We start from the raw sequence: 14665 nt of genomic DNA, 5'->3' as shown, positions 1-14665 counted from the left end.
CTGATTATTCAAAATTAATAATGAAAGGAAGATTAAACCAAATCATTACGGTATTCCCCTTATATTCTCCGGGTTTCCATTGGGTTTTCATAGACTTCATCACTCTTTCTACTTCATGATTAAGGGATTCATTATCTCCGGTTACGATAATCGTTTCAATATAACCTTTGGCATTGACAGAAAACTTTGCTTGTGACCTTGTTCTTCCTTTAGCTCCTTTTATTCGGTTTGTATTTATTTTTTGAGATACCTCACGCATAAATGCTGAAAGCCCGCCGGGATATTCTGCCTGCTTACTTTGTTCAGGAATAAACTTATCTCTGGAATGATCTTCTGTGGGTAGCGTTTTGGTTTCCTGCGCTTGTGAGAAAACAAGCCCAAACCCCAAAAATAAAATGAATGCTACTATTTTTTTCATGATTAATATTATCGTATTCTGGTTATTTATTTTCAAAGAAATCAATCACTAATTCATTGAACAGTTCCGGTTTTTCTTCAGGAACATAATGATTTGCATTAGGAATAATCGCTAATTGTCCTTTTGGGATAGATTCTGCGATTTTTACTGTATGTTCTGTTTTTATAAGATCTTTATCACCCGCAATGATCAATGATGGGCACTGAATTTTACTCAGGTCTTCATACTTCCATTGGGGATACTTCAAGTCCAGATTCAAAAGATCAATAAGGATATCATTTTTATGGTCTTTATTCTCTTTGGTAAGGCTGGCAAGCATTTCTTTCATGGATTTTAAATCATTATCTTTGACTCCTTCAGGAAAAATATTGGCTCCTGAGCATGCTATTTTGTCTACCATCTCCGGATATTTCATGGCCATAGACAGTGCGAGAATTCCTCCGTCACTCCAGCCCAGAATTTTTGTTTTTTTGATATTCAGTTTCTCTAAAAACTGCTTAAGATCCTCTGTCTGAATATCAAAGGTAAGTTCTTTTGTTTTGTCATAAGTAGACCTTCCACGTTCGCGACAATCTACAATGATCACCTTATATTTTTTAGCAAACGTATCTTTTTGGTTCATAAAGGCGCTGATGGATTGGCCATTACCATGAAGCATAAGTACAGGCTCTCCTTCTCCATAGACTTCATAATATAGTTTGATGCCATTAACATCCATAAATTTCCCATCAGGCATTGTTCCGATAATGCCCTGACCTTTAATCAACAAAGATTTGCTGCCACTGAATGGTTTGTAATCCGAATTTCCAATGGTAAAATGCTTTACGTGCTTTATTTTCTGGGAATGGATTCCTTCAAACCAACCATTGGAAGAGGTAATCTCTTTTTCAAAACCTGAGTTTTCCAGCGGAACTTCAATCCATTTTTTTGACTTTCCATCATTGATTTCCAGCTTAAAATCGTCAAAATAAAAATCGCCATTGTTTTGGGCAAAAGCTCCGATATTCATAGTTTGTGCAGAAGCATTGATCGTCCCTTTTATTTCATACGTTTTCCACTCATTGGTTACTTGAATTCCATAATATTGGTTTTCAAAAAAGCCTACCGTGTGATCTTTATTATCTATTCTGCACCATAATCCACAATTGGAACCATTATCCTCATTCTCTTTTCTGATTTTTGCCGTTATACGGAAGTTCCAATTTTGTTTATTCTCTATATTGACAGCTTGCGTGAAGGAAGTCCAGTCGGAAACAATTGTTTTTTCCTGACTATATCCTAAAAAGAGGAAGAATAGAAGAATGAAACCGAAATTTTTTTTCATGGGTATAGTTTTTAGTAAAAATAATGTTTTTTTATAAGCTGTTGAGATCCTGAGCAATCAGCCATCCTTCACTCCAGCAAGCCTGGAAGTTGAATCCTCCGGTTACGGCATCTATATTAAGAACTTCACCGGCAATATAAAAATTAGGAAGCAGTTTTGAAGACATGTTTTTGAAGTTAATTTCCTTTAAATCAACACCTCCGGCTGTCACAAACTCATCTTTAAAAGTTGATTTTCCGGTCACCTGAAACTTCTTCCTGCAAAGATTTTCAAGGATTTTCTGCATTTCCTTTCCGGAAATATTAGCCACCTGTTTATTAAGATCAACTTTTGAAATCTCTAAAATCTTCTGCCAGAACCGGTTGGTAATATCGAAGATCTTTGATTGTCCAATAGTTTTTTTAGGATTGCTTTGTTTGAAATTATGGAAGATTTCTTCCGCTTCATCTATTTCTATGGAAATAAAATTGACCTCAATTTCAAAGTTATATTTAAGTTTTGCCAGACTTATGGCTTCCCAAGCAGAAATTTTCAGAACTGCAGGTCCTGAAAGTCCCCAGTGCGTAATAAGCAAAGGTCCGCTCTCTTCAGTTTTCAGCTTTGGAATTGAAATTCCGGCATTTTCAAAACTTGTTCCCGGAAGATCTTTCAGCAATTCATCTTTAATATTAAATGTAAAAAGAGAAGGAACAAGATCTATAATTTTATGCCCCAGCGTTTCTATGATTTTCAACGATTTTGGAGAACTTCCTGTAGCATATACAATATAATCTGCTTCAAAATCCCCTGAATTGGTTTTTACAATATACTTTTCATCCAGTTTTTCAATCTCTTTTACCGTACATTTTGTTTTTACCGATACATTTTTCTTTTGTGTTTCATTCAGAAAAGTATTGATAATGGTCTGGGAAGAATTACTTTCAGGGAAAGTTCTGTTATCGTTCTCAATTTTCAGCGGAACATTACGCTGGTCAAACCATTCCATTGTGTCGCCAGGCTGAAATTTAGTAAAGACACTTAGCAATTCCTTGTTTCCACGGGGATAAAACTGAACCAGTTCTCTTGGGTCAAAACAGGCGTGGGTTACATTACAGCGCCCGCCTCCGGAAATTTTAACTTTCTGAAGGACATCCGAATTCTGTTCTAAAATCGTAATTGTATATTTCTTTTCGTCAAGATTAGATGCACAGAAAAAGCCTGCAGCACCGCCTCCGATAATAATGATCTGTTTCATGTATGTGTAATCCTATGCGGAAGATTATTTTTTCAAAAGTACAATTTTTATAAACCATCTTATTTGAGTATTTTTGAAGATTATAATTTTAATGAGACCCAAAACGATTTTCATATGATTTTCTACCATAAATTTGAAGTAAGATGGAGCGATCTTGATGCCAATAAGCACTTAGCCAATTCATCATATGTACAATATTGTGCACAAGCTAGAATGGCTTTCATGACTAAAGAGAAAATGGGAGTTACCCAACTGAGCAGATGGGGAATCGGCCCGGTAATCCTGCATGAAAGATATTCTTTCTTCAAAGAAATCTATGCAGATCAGATCGTAATCGTAAGTGTGGAAATAGACGGATGTGCAGAAGATTCTTCTATCTACCGTTTTGTACACAAGTTCTATACACCTGACGGAATGCACTGTGCTACTGCAGAAGCTACAGGAGTATGGATTGATATGATGCTTAGAAAAATGACCACTCCGCCGGATGATGTAGTGGAAGCAATGAATAAATATAAAAGCCCGGAGACCATTGTGCTATCGAAAGAAGATTTCAAAAAATTCCCTTTCCATCCACATAATATTGACCCGGCAGAATTGATTAAATAATTCAAAGTTTAAAATTCAAGGTTCAAGGTTTAGAGTTTGAGAAGCAGTTTTAAATCATTCATACTTTTTACATTGGACATTAATACAAAAAAATTATGTTTGAAGATAAATCACAGGAGCTGACGCCCATTTCAAAATTAGGAGAATTCGGTCTTATTAAACATCTGACAGAGCATTTTCCGCTATCCAATGAATCTTCGGAGCTTGGAGTAGGAGATGATGCAGCGGTTATTAATCCTGATAACAAAAAAGTAGTTCTTACAACAGATGTGCTGGCAGAAGGTGTACATTTCAACTTAGGATATGTTCCTTTAAAGCATTTAGGATATAAAGCTGTGGTGGTAAACCTTAGCGATATTGCTGCTATGAATGCAACTCCTACACAGATATTGGTTTCTCTTGCGGTATCCAACCGTTTTCCGGTAGAAGCTTTAGAAGAAATCTATGCCGGAATTCAGGCTGCTTGTACAAGATACAAAGTTGATCTGATCGGAGGAGATACTACAAGTTCCAATTCCGGATTGGTAATGAGCATTACAGCAGTAGGAATTGAAAATGAAGAAAATATTGTAAAGAGAAGCGGGGCAAAACCGAACGATCTTCTTGTCGTAACAGGAGATTTGGGCGGAGCATACATGGGCTTACAGATTCTGGAAAGAGAACATGCCGTTTACCTTGCAGATCCTAATATGCAGCCGGAAATGGAAGGTTACGACTATATTCTGGAAAGACAGCTGAAGCCTGAAGCAAGAACAGACGTTAAAACGATTCTGGAAGAACTGGATATTAAACCAACTTCTATGATTGATATTTCTGACGGTCTAGCTTCCGAAATCCTTCACCTTTCAGATCAGTCAAATGTAGGGTTCAGATTATACGAGGAAAAAGTTCCTATGGACAGTCTTACCATCTCTACCGCGGATGAAATGAACTTGAATCCGGTGATGACTGCTTTAAGCGGTGGTGAAGATTATGAATTACTTTTCACCATTTCGTCAGGTGACTTTGATAAAATTAAAAATCACCCGGATTTTACCATTATAGGACATGCAGTAGAAAAAGAAGAAGGAAACTTTATGGTAGCAAGAGGTTCAAACCAGCTCGTGGCTCTTACGGCTCAGGGATGGGATGCTTTTTTAAACCAATAAGATGTATACTTTTACCGTATTACCATGTTTAGTAATTATAACATTTATAATAGTTACCCTGTACAAGCACTACATAAAAAAAAGAAATCAGAATCTGAAAGAGTCTTTCGTTTTTGTCTTGTTTTTTGTAACAGTCTGGAGTGTAATTTATTATCTTGTTTTTAGTTAAATAACATACCAAAACCGAAAAATTATATTTAATTTTAAATATTGTAAGAAAACCGTAGTACTTTTTGCTGCGGTTTTTGCTTTATTTGATCAAATACATTAGCAATGAATTCATCTGAAAAAAATATTCCTGTTCATAATCTGGTGTCTGAAGAATTTCAGGTCAACACCTTAGAAAATGGACATCCGGAAAACTTCGAGGATATTCATCGGCATAATTTTTTTGAAATTATCTGGTTTAAAGAAGTTCATACAGACAGCAGTCTTGAGTTGGATTTTGAGAGTTATCCTGTGAAAAACAACCAGATCTGTATTATTGTTCCCGGACAGGTTTTTAATATGAAACTCCGCAAGGAAAAAGGATCTGTCTTGGCTATCAGCAAAGAAATTTTCAAAGAAGCCTGCGATACTGAAGTGGTTCTGGCCAACGGAGCCAGACCTTTCTTTTTGGATGAAGAAAGCAGTGAAACCGGAAATATGCTGATTTCAATGATCAAAAAGGAGTATCTTGGATCCGGGCGTGTTGAAATTTTAAAAGCCTATCTGAGAGCTTTCTGTCTCATTATTACGGATCAGATTACGATGCAGAATACATCGGAAGATGATAAACCGAGGATTCAGCAACTGGTAGCACTGATAGAAGAACATTATATCACTCAGAAAAACACTGATTTTTATGCTGAACAGCTCAAAATAAGCGCCCATCACCTTAATGATATTGTCCGGATTTCCCGGGGAACAACAGTGAAAAAAATGATTGCCCAAAGACTTATTCTGGAAGCCAAAAGAGAGCTTAGTTTTGGAGCTTTAACGGTAAAAGAAATTGCTTTTAAATTAGGTTTTGGTGATGCTTCTTACTTTTCCCGTTTTTTTAAAAAACATACCCGGCAGAATCCTGATGGGTTCAGGGATAGAAAAGGTTAATCCTCAGAATGTTCCTTTATTTTTTATTGTAAATAAATAATTCAGGCGTTGATGCATAGTGCAATCCTCAGTTTGTGCTGTTCTTCCTTCAGTTCTTTTATTGAAAAACGATACTTTTTACAGCAATTTTGCAGCTGAAAAAAACGCCTGCGAAGGCTTATTGTTATTTATGAAGAAGAATTTGAATATTGTAGTGTTTATTCTTGCACTACTCAACACGTTAGAATCACTAAGTATAGATCTTTATCTTCCTGCTTTTCCAAGTATGGCGAAGATTTTTAATACCGATATCGGGCATATTCAGGTATCCATTTCTGTTTTCTTTGCCGGATTTGCTTTCGGACAGCTGCTATGGGGACCTTTATCTGATAAAAAAGGACGAAAACCGATGTTATACTGCGGACTTTTGCTTTTTATTATAGGAGCAACAGCCATTTATTTTACATCCGATATTTATGTGTTATGGGCCATGCGTTTTCTGCAGGCATTCGGAGGCAGCGCAGGGATTGTGATCGGAAGAGCCATCATCATTGATCTCTATGATAAAAATAAAGCAGTCACTATCTTTTCACAACAGTCGCAGATCAGTGGAATTGCACCGATTATAGCCCCGTTATTGGGAAGTGTATTCCTTAAATTCTGGGGCTGGAACAGTTCCTTTGCCTTTTTATGTATCATGGGGCTGATTACTTTCTTCATGGTGTACAAATATGTGCCGGAAACCAATACCAGAATTCATCTTTCTGATGATGAAATGTTGAATGAAAAGGGATTAAAAGAGCAGTTGAAAATGATCATTTCAAACAGAGATTTTATCAACAGTACCATGGTAGGAAGCATTGCTTTTGCATCCTTGATTATTTACATTTCAAATGCGCCGTTTCTATTTATGGAGATACACGGTTTTTCAAGCAGTACATTTAGTTTTATATTCGCTTTTAATTCATTGGCATTGATAACAGCAGCTTATATTACGCCTAAGCTGATCAAAAGAATAAGCAATTCAAGCCTTTTATTTTCTGCTACTATTGTATTGTTGGTAGTCTGTTCCCTTCATATTCTCATTGCGGCAGAAAACCTTTCTGTGGCCCTGGAAATTGCAATGTTGTATCTGTCATTATTAGCTATTGGTATTCTGTTTCCCATCACTTCTGCTCATGCTTTATCTCCATTTAAAGAGGGAAGAGGAACAGCGGCAGCATTATTGGGTTTTATGCAGCTGATGGTTACCTTTTTAATATCAGGATTAATAGGGTTTTTAGAGGCCGATTCTATCATTCCGATGGTGGTAACACGTTCCGCAATGGCATTGATTGCAGTGTGGTTCGGGTATCGTATTTTTAAGACTCAAAAAGTGACTATTCCAATAGTTGCCCAATCCGAAAATTAATCCCCTTATTTGATCCTGTTGTCATACAATCCAGACACTTAATCAAGTAATTTTTGTAAAAAATAGTTAAAGGGTTCTCTTTGCATAAAATTTAAAATATGAAAAGAACCCTTTCGACAACTCTATGCTGTATATTGCCATTGGGATATTGGGTGAATGCACAGTCCGGCATCTCCGCAGAGCTTAAAACCGAATACATTCCTGCTTCCAGCTATATCCGTCCGGAAGACAGCACAAAAACCAATTCTAAAAGTGATTTTAAGAGAGTAGATCTGAACCTCAGCATTCCGTTATCTGTAAAAAAAGATAAGGATGGAAAAGTAAGAGCATGGTCTATGCTGCTAAGCGGATCTTATGCAAAGATGGCCCACAAAAATTACGAAACTGCATTATTTCCGGATCAGATGCTGAACGCACAGGTCGGAATACAGCATATGAGACCTTTGGGTAAAAAATGGAGTATGATGATGACGGCATCTGTAGGAGTATATACAGACCTTGAAAAAATAGATTTCGATGATGTGCTGGGACAGGGTGGAATTTTATTTATCAGGCATTTTAATCCTAACCTTTCGTTAGGAGCCGGACCGGTGCTTACCACTGCTTTTGGTGTCCCTATGATTTTACCATGGATCTATTTCGACTGGAAAACCAACGGAAAGATTAAATTCAAGATTAACTTCCCGGAAGGAATGGAAGCCGGATATCTTTTCTCCGATAAATTTGCTTTAAAAGCTGTTGTAGAACTGAATGGAATGACCGCAGAGAGAAGTATAAACGGAAAATCAATGTTATTAGGTTACCAGCAGATCACCGCAGGACTCAGACCGGAATTAAAAATCAGTGACAAGCTCACTGTACGTCTTACGGGAGGAACAGCGATATTGAGAAGCTTTAGTGAAAATGACCGGAAAATCAGCAGCATTTTCAGAGACAAAAAAATAGCTGATCCGAGATTTTCAAGCACATTTTACGCTGCAGTATCACTACGCTGGAATCTTCCATAAAAAAAATGCCGGAGGCGGGGAATTTCATAACTCCCTGCTTCCAGCTTCTCTCTTCCAGCTATTTACTTATTAATTTCTTATAAACCACCTGGTTAAGTAATTCTTCCTTTCGGGTACGGGATATAGGAAGTTCAATTTTATTAATGAAAAGACGTCCTCCTGAAATCATGTCAATATGGGTAATATTGATGAGGTAGGATTTATGAATCCTGAAAAAATGGTCTGAGGGAAGAGATTCTTCAATAGCCTTCATGGTCTGATGAATAATCAGTGATTTATCTTTAAAATGAAGCTTGGTATAATTCTGCATACTCTCAATGTACAGAATATCTACCCACGAAACCTTAATGAAACTATCAGACTGCCTCACATACAGAAAAGGATCATCTAGAGAAGTATTTTTTTTCAGCTTTTCACTGATGATAAACTGCTGCTGTGCCTTATTTACCGCCTGATAAAAACGGTTGAAAGCAATGGGTTTTAAAAGATAATCCACTACCTGCAGACGGAAGCCTTCCAGCGCATATTCAGAATACGCTGTAGTAAGAATGCATAAAGGAGGATTTTCAAGCTGTTCCAAAAATTCCAGGCCAGTGAGGTAAGGCATATTGATATCCAGGAAGAGGAGGTCTATTTCTGTTTCCTTTACTTTGGTATCAGCTTCCAGCGCTGTAGCACAGGTTCCTTCCACCGATAAAAAATCAATCTGATCAGCAAGTTCTTTGAGATGAAATCTTGCCAGTGGCTCATCATCTATAATCAGACATTTCATTTTGGGAATATTATAGCTCATAACTGTCAGATAATGTTAGTATTAATGTTATTTTAAAGATGTGGCTAGTAGATTCGATATTCAGGTCATGGGAGCCCGGATATTGTAATTTTAGACGTTTTTTTACATTTTGAAGACCAATTCCTCCCGTTCCGTCTTTCTTTTTATAGGTTGTCATATCCGAACAGGAATTTTCAACATAAAAATACAGACTGTTATTCTTTTCTTTACAGGAGATTTTCACATAACCTTTATGCCCCGGAAGCCTGCAAACATATTTAAATGCATTTTCTATAAAAGGCACCAAAAGTAAGGGGGCAATAAAAGCTTTTCTGTTGTTGATCTGCCATTGGGCTTTTACATCCAGTTCATTTCCCCACCTCAGTTTTTCTACCTCAACAAGGTTTTGGAGATACTCAATTTCTTTATCCAAAGGAACCAGTGGCTGATTGCAATGATACAGCTGGTACCGGAGAATATCCGAAAATTTCATCAGTAAAAAATCGGCAAGCTGGGTATCCGTTTTCATCAGGATATGAATATGATTCAGGATATTAAACACCACATGCGGATTGATCTGATCCTGAAGAAGTTTGAGCTGGTTTTCCAGATGAGCCTGCTGAAGGAGAATATGATCACGCTCTATTCTTCCATGTTCATTGTAAAATTTTACACCACACGCTGCTCCGTTGATCAGAAATGAGGCAGGCAGAGACATATAAAAGCCTTTCCACAAAAAAGGTAAATGATCTCTGAAGTTTTCCGGGAGTTGTTCTTTGGGCTCCACTTCAAGATAGGTGAATATAATGGAGAAAACCAGACTAAGCATGAAAATCACCAATACCAGCTGCACCAGAAACAGTTTCATTTTCTTTTCACGAAGAGCCTTCGGAAGAAACTTATTGGTTAAAAAATGAGTAAATGTAAACGAGAATGCCGCAATAATCGCAGCCTGAGTCATTGCAAGGTAAGATTCTGTTGTACTCTGGAAATTAAACCACAATACAATGGCTAAAACAAGCCAGAAAATAAAAGTAAATATGTATTCTTTTACAATAAAAGATTTTGTCATGGAATTGGAAATAGGTTATAAAAAAATTAGAAACTGCAGGGAAAACAGTTTCTAATGGTAAAGATAATTTAAGTTTTTAGAATAAGAAATAACCTATTCCCAGGGAAAAACTGTGGGGTTTGGACTTAAATTCTTTACTGATGCTTGAAAGACTGGTCTCATACCTCAAATCTACTGTGAAATTCTTATAATCTAATCCCAGGCCTCCCGTAACTCCAATATTGGACTTGTCAAACTTTTTAAAGCCTTCCAGCAGAGCCTGGGAAGTAGATATTTTATTGTTGAAGGCATAGCTGTATACGCCTCCAGCAAATATCCTTACATTAAAATCATCAGTTTTAATCAACTTATATCCTACTACTACAGGAATATCAATAGCGTTCCATGAAAGTTTTGAAGAGCTTCCGTCTTGGGATTCGTAGGTTGTTTTTCTTTTGTTGAAAAGAGCCTCTCCCTGTACATATAGTTTTCCGAGGTCCATTCTCGTCATTACTCCTGCCTGATAACCGAATCCGTATTTCCCTTCTAAAGAAGAAGATTCCGTGGATGTTTTGGTGAAATTTGCTCCGCCCTTTACTCCGATGTGAAAAGCTGGGGTTTGCTGTGCTTTAGTTTCTATAGTGCAGGAGATGCAAAATAACAGGGAGCTCAGCGCTAAAAATTGCTGCTTCATAAATTAATTGTTGTTAATAATTTGTTGCAAAACAACAATTATGAAGTAGGGGATGAAATTTTATTTGATGAATGGCAGAGATGCTTTGACAAAAATCTGCTTCCTGATGAAAAAAATAAAACCGGAAGCATTACTACTTCCGGTTTTTTATGACTAATAAGGCTGTTCTTCACAAATAGAAGGAGGGTTACATCCGCCGCCGCCAGGGTTTCCACCACCACCTACAGCAATGCATTGTCCCGGATTTCCGTCTTCATACATTTCACAGGCATATCCCCATGCGCACTGGCAGTCATCCTGACAATTATAAGAGTTGCCTCCCATATGACAGCCATCTATTCCGCTGCCCAGAATTGTAGATAAGTCTTTTCTTAAAAGTTTTTTCATTGTTTTCATGATTTAATTAGGTATTAAATGTTATAGTTAAAATTGTACATCTTTGTAAATATAATAAAATTGTCTTAATTAATTGTAAATGAATTATGTGTAGCTGCTTTATAAGAAGAAAAGCCACTGCAAGAGTGGCTTCCTTATGATTGATAGAATATGTATCTTAAAAACTGAATTCCTTCTGATACAGCATACGTTCTTTTGTAAAAAGAGGAATGGTTCCTTCATATCTTAAAGGAGCGATTCCAAAACCATAGAACATATCAGCCTGGATTTTACCTTTTACAGTAATCACTCCTTTTCTTTGAGGAACAATTGTTAATCCTAAAGAGGAAAGGGCAGAAGCTCTTCCTTTCAACCCTGAGTTGGCAATAGGAATGGTAAGAAACATCAGCCCTACAGCTCCTTTTGCTTCTAATCCACCTTCAGCAGATAAATTCCCCTCTGCAACAGTGATAGCAGGTTCTGATTTCTTTTGAAGATTAATGTTAATCTCTGGATTTTTGCTTACTAAGAAGTTAGCATTTCCCTCAAGATCCAAAAGCTGAGCCTGTACTTTTCCTGTAGCCTGTACTCCCAGAAAAGGTCCGGCAGAAAGAGTCGGGCTTAAGATCAGTCCGGTAGGTCCCAAAACGATAGGTACAATAGGGATATTCAGATAGTCTGTAGTACTTGCGGTGTAGCCCAGGCTTCCTACAATACTAGCAGAGCTCTGAAGTTTGATATCATCCATGATGAGGTTAACATAGAAATTGGATAAATGTCCCCATGAGAATGTGATATTATAATCAATCTTTGGCGTAAATCCTCCTTTTACATTCACGCTGGATGTTCCTGCTGAAGATAAAGGAAATGAAAACGTTTTATTGAAATTGTAACGGTTGAAGGTAATTAATTTCTGATTTTGAAGGTTTTTCGCTTCAATAGAATGTATTCTTTGGTTGATTTGCTCAGAAACCATGCCTTCTACATGAATGTAATTTACCATTCTGCCATCAATATTAACAGGAGCTTTCCCTGATGGGTCATACACTCCGCTTAGTGTTCCGCTGTAGATAAACTCTTCAAGTTTCGCACTGGAAGTCTGTATTTTAAATTGGTTATTCAATTTTGAAACAGCACTTACTTTTGAAAGAATGGTGTTCACCTGATCACCTTCTATCTTAGTCCCTACAATAACAGTTCCTATAGAAATACTGTCAGTTTGCGGAGTCATGCGGCTAAACGTAATTTCTCCATCATTATGAGTGGAAATTGCATTTACTGACTCATCATTAAGAATAATAACATTCTTCTGTAAAGTCAGGTTTCCCAAAGTCTTCATAGGAGCAGGCTCTGTAGTTTTTTCAGCAGGAAGATCCGCCGGATCATCCTGAGAACAAGACGTTAAAATAAACAAACAGAAAATAGATAAAAGAAAAGAAAAGTAAAATTTTCTGCCAATTTTGAAGTGGTTAGATTTCATTTTCATATAAAGTGATTTTAAGTTTTAATCAAAATTAGGTGAATTATTTAAAACGTACAAAAGAATTGTGTTAAATTAACATCAACAGCATAATGATTTTTGATTATGTTTCTATTATATGAAAAATAAAAACCCGCTATCAGAATAGCGGGTTTTGTTTATATTATTTTTTAAAATTCAATACTAATGGAATAGAAATACTTGAGGAGACAGGCTTTCCTTTGTCTTCTGCCGGCTTCCATTTGCCTTTATCTTTAATCCGGTAAAAAGCGGCTTCAATAAAAGCATTCACATCTTCATTATTTCCTTTTACATTAGGATTAAGAGCATTTCCTTTAGAATCTACTACAAAGTTTAATGTTGCTTTATAAGAATCTGAAGAAAAGTTTAAAAAGACAAGATCTACGGCTTCATATAAAAGCTTTTGAAAGGCGGCTTTACCTTTATCGTATTCAGCTTCTTTACTGACTTTTGCTTTTGTAGGAGGATCTGCAGTGATCATTTTTTGATCCTCAAGGGAAGCTTTATCCAAAGCAGTCTTGTATGCGGTTATTTTATCCTCTGTCAAAAGCCACTCTTTCTTGGTCCTTAAATCATTAGGCTTAGGATATTTATTATACAGAGCCGTTTTCTTCCTTTCATAGCGTGAATCTGCCCTTTCAAATTCAGAAACCTGGGCACTGCCTAAAATAAAAGTGAAAATGAAAGCTGATGCTAAGACCTTTTTCATGATTTATTAAGCTTTTACAATATTAATAATTACTCCGGTTGCTTTTTCCATACTTTCCAAAGCTACATACTCATATGGACCGTGGAAGTTGATTCCTCCCGCAAAGATATTCGGGCATGGAAGTCCCATATAAGAAAGTTGTGCACCGTCTGTACCTCCTCTGATCGCTTTGATTTTAGGTTCGATACCCGCTTCGGTCATTGCTTTGGCAGCAAGGTCTACAATGTGCATTTTACCTTCAAACTGCTGCTTCATATTTCTGTATTGCTCTTTGATTTTCACTTCAGCAGTTCCTTCACCATGTTTTTGGTTGAATTCTGCTACTTTTTCCTCCATGAATTTCTTTCTCACTTCAAATTTATCAGCATCATGATCACGGATGATGTATTGAAGTTTTGCTTCAGAAATATCAGCAGTGATATCCGTTAAATGGTAAAATCCGTCAAACCCTTTTGTCGTTGAAGGAGTTTCGTTAGCAGGAAGCATTTGAGCAAATTCAGCGGCTAAAAGAGCAGCATTGATCATTTTTCCGTAAGCATAACCAGAGTGAACACTTAATCCATGGATTTTTACTACTGCTCCGGCAGCGTTAAAGTTCTCATATTCAAGTTCTCCCACTTCTCCGCCATCCATTGTGTAAGCCCATTCTGCACCGAATTTAGCCACATCAAATTTATGAGCACCTCTTCCGATCTCTTCATCAGGAGTAAATCCTACTGCAATTCTTCCATGTTTAATCTCAGGATGGGCAATAAGATATTCTGCAGCTGTTACAATCTCTGCACAACCTGCTTTATCATCAGCTCCAAGAAGAGTAGTTCCGTCCGTAGTAATTAACGTCTGACCGATATATTTTTTTAAGCTTTCAAATCTTGAAGGAGATAAGGTGAATCCTGTAGTCTGGTTCAAAAGAAGATCATTTCCGTCATAGTTTTCCCAAACCTGAGGCTTTACATTTTCTCCGCTGAAATCCGGTGAAGTATCATAATGTGAAATAAACCCGATGGTAGGTCTGTCATCGTTTTCAAGGTTAGAAGGAACATAGCCCATAATATAACCATGCTCATCAATTGAAACATCTTCCAGGCCGATGGTCTTCAGTTCTTCAGTAATATAGTTGGCAATATCCCACTGGCGAGGAGTAGAAGGTGTCGTTTCGCTTTCTGCATCACTGGTTGAATATATTTTTACATAGCTAAGAAAACGGTTCAGTAATTTTTCTTTCCACAATGGGGTGAATTCTATTGTACTCATCAGATATCATAAATTTTAACAAAGTTAGCAAATTTGATGCTGAGAATACGTTATTTGCGATTTAATATCAGTTATTGAAATTATAAA

At 36.9% G+C, this 14665-nt stretch carries 15 protein-coding genes; 5 read left to right on the top strand and 10 right to left on the bottom strand.

From position 1 onward, the window contains the following. Positions 1-4 precede the first annotated feature (4 nt). The 3 genes from ODR02_RS05775 to ODR02_RS05765 are packed head-to-tail and all read right to left on the bottom strand — an operon-like array spanning position 5 to position 2976. On the bottom strand, positions 5-418 hold the full coding sequence (locus tag ODR02_RS05775; RefSeq protein ID WP_209786456.1) for a hypothetical protein: 414 nt from the start codon (positions 416-418) through the stop codon (positions 5-7). A 22-nt stretch (positions 419-440) separates the two neighbouring features. Continuing rightward, on the bottom strand, positions 441-1742 hold the full coding sequence (locus tag ODR02_RS05770; protein WP_209786455.1) for an alpha/beta fold hydrolase: 1302 nt from the start codon (positions 1740-1742) through the stop codon (positions 441-443). Between the two features lie 31 nt (positions 1743-1773). Beyond that, a complete protein-coding gene (locus ODR02_RS05765) occupies positions 1774-2976 on the bottom strand; it encodes an NAD(P)/FAD-dependent oxidoreductase (RefSeq protein WP_309511824.1) in 1203 nt (400 codons plus the stop codon). Positions 2977-3090: 114 nt separating this feature from the next. Between ODR02_RS05765 and ODR02_RS05760 the strand changes: the two genes are divergently transcribed. The 5 genes from ODR02_RS05760 (at position 3091) to ODR02_RS05740 (ending at position 8222) form a co-directional block, all read left to right on the top strand. Continuing rightward, positions 3091-3585: an acyl-CoA thioesterase gene (locus tag ODR02_RS05760; RefSeq protein ID WP_209789236.1), complete on the top strand. Its 495-nt coding sequence runs from the start codon at positions 3091-3093 to the stop codon at positions 3583-3585. Positions 3586-3680: 95 nt separating this feature from the next. Beyond that, entirely contained in the window at positions 3681-4733 is a 1053-nt protein-coding gene (gene thiL / locus ODR02_RS05755; RefSeq protein ID WP_209786453.1) for a thiamine-phosphate kinase, read from the top strand. Between the two features lie 273 nt (positions 4734-5006). Further along, positions 5007-5825, top strand: coding sequence for a helix-turn-helix domain-containing protein (locus tag ODR02_RS05750; protein ID WP_209786452.1), 819 nt, complete (start codon positions 5007-5009; stop codon positions 5823-5825). 169 nt (positions 5826-5994) lie between these two features. Continuing rightward, positions 5995-7215: a multidrug effflux MFS transporter gene (locus ODR02_RS05745; RefSeq protein ID WP_309511823.1), complete on the top strand. Its 1221-nt coding sequence runs from the start codon at positions 5995-5997 to the stop codon at positions 7213-7215. A 98-nt stretch (positions 7216-7313) separates the two neighbouring features. Then, positions 7314-8222 carry a DUF6268 family outer membrane beta-barrel protein gene (locus tag ODR02_RS05740; protein ID WP_309511822.1) on the top strand — a complete coding sequence of 303 codons (909 nt, stop codon included), beginning with the start codon at positions 7314-7316 and terminating at the stop codon, positions 8220-8222. 58 nt (positions 8223-8280) lie between these two features. Here ODR02_RS05740 and ODR02_RS05735 read toward each other — a convergent pair whose 3' ends face one another. From ODR02_RS05735 to pepT, 7 genes are all read right to left on the bottom strand, one after another. Continuing rightward, the gene (locus tag ODR02_RS05735; protein ID WP_209786449.1) at positions 8281-9015 is read right to left on the bottom strand and encodes a LytR/AlgR family response regulator transcription factor; all 735 of its coding nucleotides are present in this window, start codon (positions 9013-9015) and stop codon (positions 8281-8283) included. Further along, on the bottom strand, positions 9005-10066 hold the full coding sequence (locus ODR02_RS05730) for a sensor histidine kinase (RefSeq protein WP_209786448.1): 1062 nt from the start codon (positions 10064-10066) through the stop codon (positions 9005-9007). Before ODR02_RS05730 ends, ODR02_RS05735 begins: the two co-directional genes overlap by 11 nt. Before the next feature lie 76 nt (positions 10067-10142). Continuing rightward, the gene (locus ODR02_RS05725) at positions 10143-10739 is read right to left on the bottom strand and encodes a porin family protein (protein ID WP_309511821.1); all 597 of its coding nucleotides are present in this window, start codon (positions 10737-10739) and stop codon (positions 10143-10145) included. Positions 10740-10892: 153 nt separating this feature from the next. Further along, positions 10893-11126, bottom strand: a complete 234-nt coding sequence (locus ODR02_RS05720; protein WP_209786446.1) for a hypothetical protein — start codon at positions 11124-11126, stop codon at positions 10893-10895. A 166-nt stretch (positions 11127-11292) separates the two neighbouring features. Beyond that, a complete protein-coding gene (locus tag ODR02_RS05715; protein WP_309511820.1) occupies positions 11293-12600 on the bottom strand; it encodes a hypothetical protein in 1308 nt (435 codons plus the stop codon). Positions 12601-12757: 157 nt separating this feature from the next. After that, positions 12758-13324 (bottom strand): hypothetical protein, encoded by a 567-nt coding sequence (locus ODR02_RS05710; protein ID WP_209786444.1) that lies wholly within the window; start codon positions 13322-13324, stop codon positions 12758-12760. A gap of 6 nt (positions 13325-13330) precedes the next feature. Next, complete coding sequence (gene pepT / locus ODR02_RS05705; RefSeq protein WP_309511819.1) at positions 13331-14578, bottom strand: peptidase T; 1248 nt, start codon at positions 14576-14578, stop codon at positions 13331-13333. Positions 14579-14665 lie beyond the last annotated feature (87 nt).

The organism is Chryseobacterium sp. CFS2, assembly GCF_036543225.1.
GTDB lineage: Bacteria > Bacteroidota > Bacteroidia > Flavobacteriales > Weeksellaceae > Chryseobacterium > Chryseobacterium culicis_A.
Note: the sequence above shows the minus strand (reverse complement) of the source record. Positions and strands in the feature narration are given on the sequence as shown.

Bases quoted from the DNA above. Each gene is read 5' to 3' on its own strand.
- ODR02_RS05775 (WP_209786456.1), bottom strand. From the start codon at position 418: ATGAAAAAAATAGTAGCATTCATTTTATTTTTGGGGTTTGGGCTTGTT.
- ODR02_RS05770 (WP_209786455.1), bottom strand. From the start codon at position 1,742: ATGAAAAAAAATTTCGGTTTCATTCTTCTATTCTTCCTCTTTTTAGGA.
- ODR02_RS05765 (WP_309511824.1), bottom strand. From the start codon at position 2,976: ATGAAACAGATCATTATTATCGGAGGCGGTGCTGCAGGCTTTTTCTGT.
- ODR02_RS05760 (WP_209789236.1), top strand. From the start codon at position 3,091: ATGATTTTCTACCATAAATTTGAAGTAAGATGGAGCGATCTTGATGCC.
- thiL (WP_209786453.1), top strand. From the start codon at position 3,681: ATGTTTGAAGATAAATCACAGGAGCTGACGCCCATTTCAAAATTAGGA.
- ODR02_RS05750 (WP_209786452.1), top strand. From the start codon at position 5,007: ATGAATTCATCTGAAAAAAATATTCCTGTTCATAATCTGGTGTCTGAA.
- ODR02_RS05745 (WP_309511823.1), top strand. From the start codon at position 5,995: ATGAAGAAGAATTTGAATATTGTAGTGTTTATTCTTGCACTACTCAAC.
- ODR02_RS05740 (WP_309511822.1), top strand. From the start codon at position 7,314: ATGAAAAGAACCCTTTCGACAACTCTATGCTGTATATTGCCATTGGGA.
- ODR02_RS05735 (WP_209786449.1), bottom strand. From the start codon at position 9,015: ATGAGCTATAATATTCCCAAAATGAAATGTCTGATTATAGATGATGAG.
- ODR02_RS05730 (WP_209786448.1), bottom strand. From the start codon at position 10,066: ATGACAAAATCTTTTATTGTAAAAGAATACATATTTACTTTTATTTTC.
- ODR02_RS05725 (WP_309511821.1), bottom strand. From the start codon at position 10,739: ATGAAGCAGCAATTTTTAGCGCTGAGCTCCCTGTTATTTTGCATCTCC.
- ODR02_RS05720 (WP_209786446.1), bottom strand. From the start codon at position 11,126: ATGAAAAAACTTTTAAGAAAAGACTTATCTACAATTCTGGGCAGCGGA.
- ODR02_RS05715 (WP_309511820.1), bottom strand. From the start codon at position 12,600: ATGAAAATGAAATCTAACCACTTCAAAATTGGCAGAAAATTTTACTTT.
- ODR02_RS05710 (WP_209786444.1), bottom strand. From the start codon at position 13,324: ATGAAAAAGGTCTTAGCATCAGCTTTCATTTTCACTTTTATTTTAGGC.
- pepT (WP_309511819.1), bottom strand. From the start codon at position 14,578: ATGAGTACAATAGAATTCACCCCATTGTGGAAAGAAAAATTACTGAAC.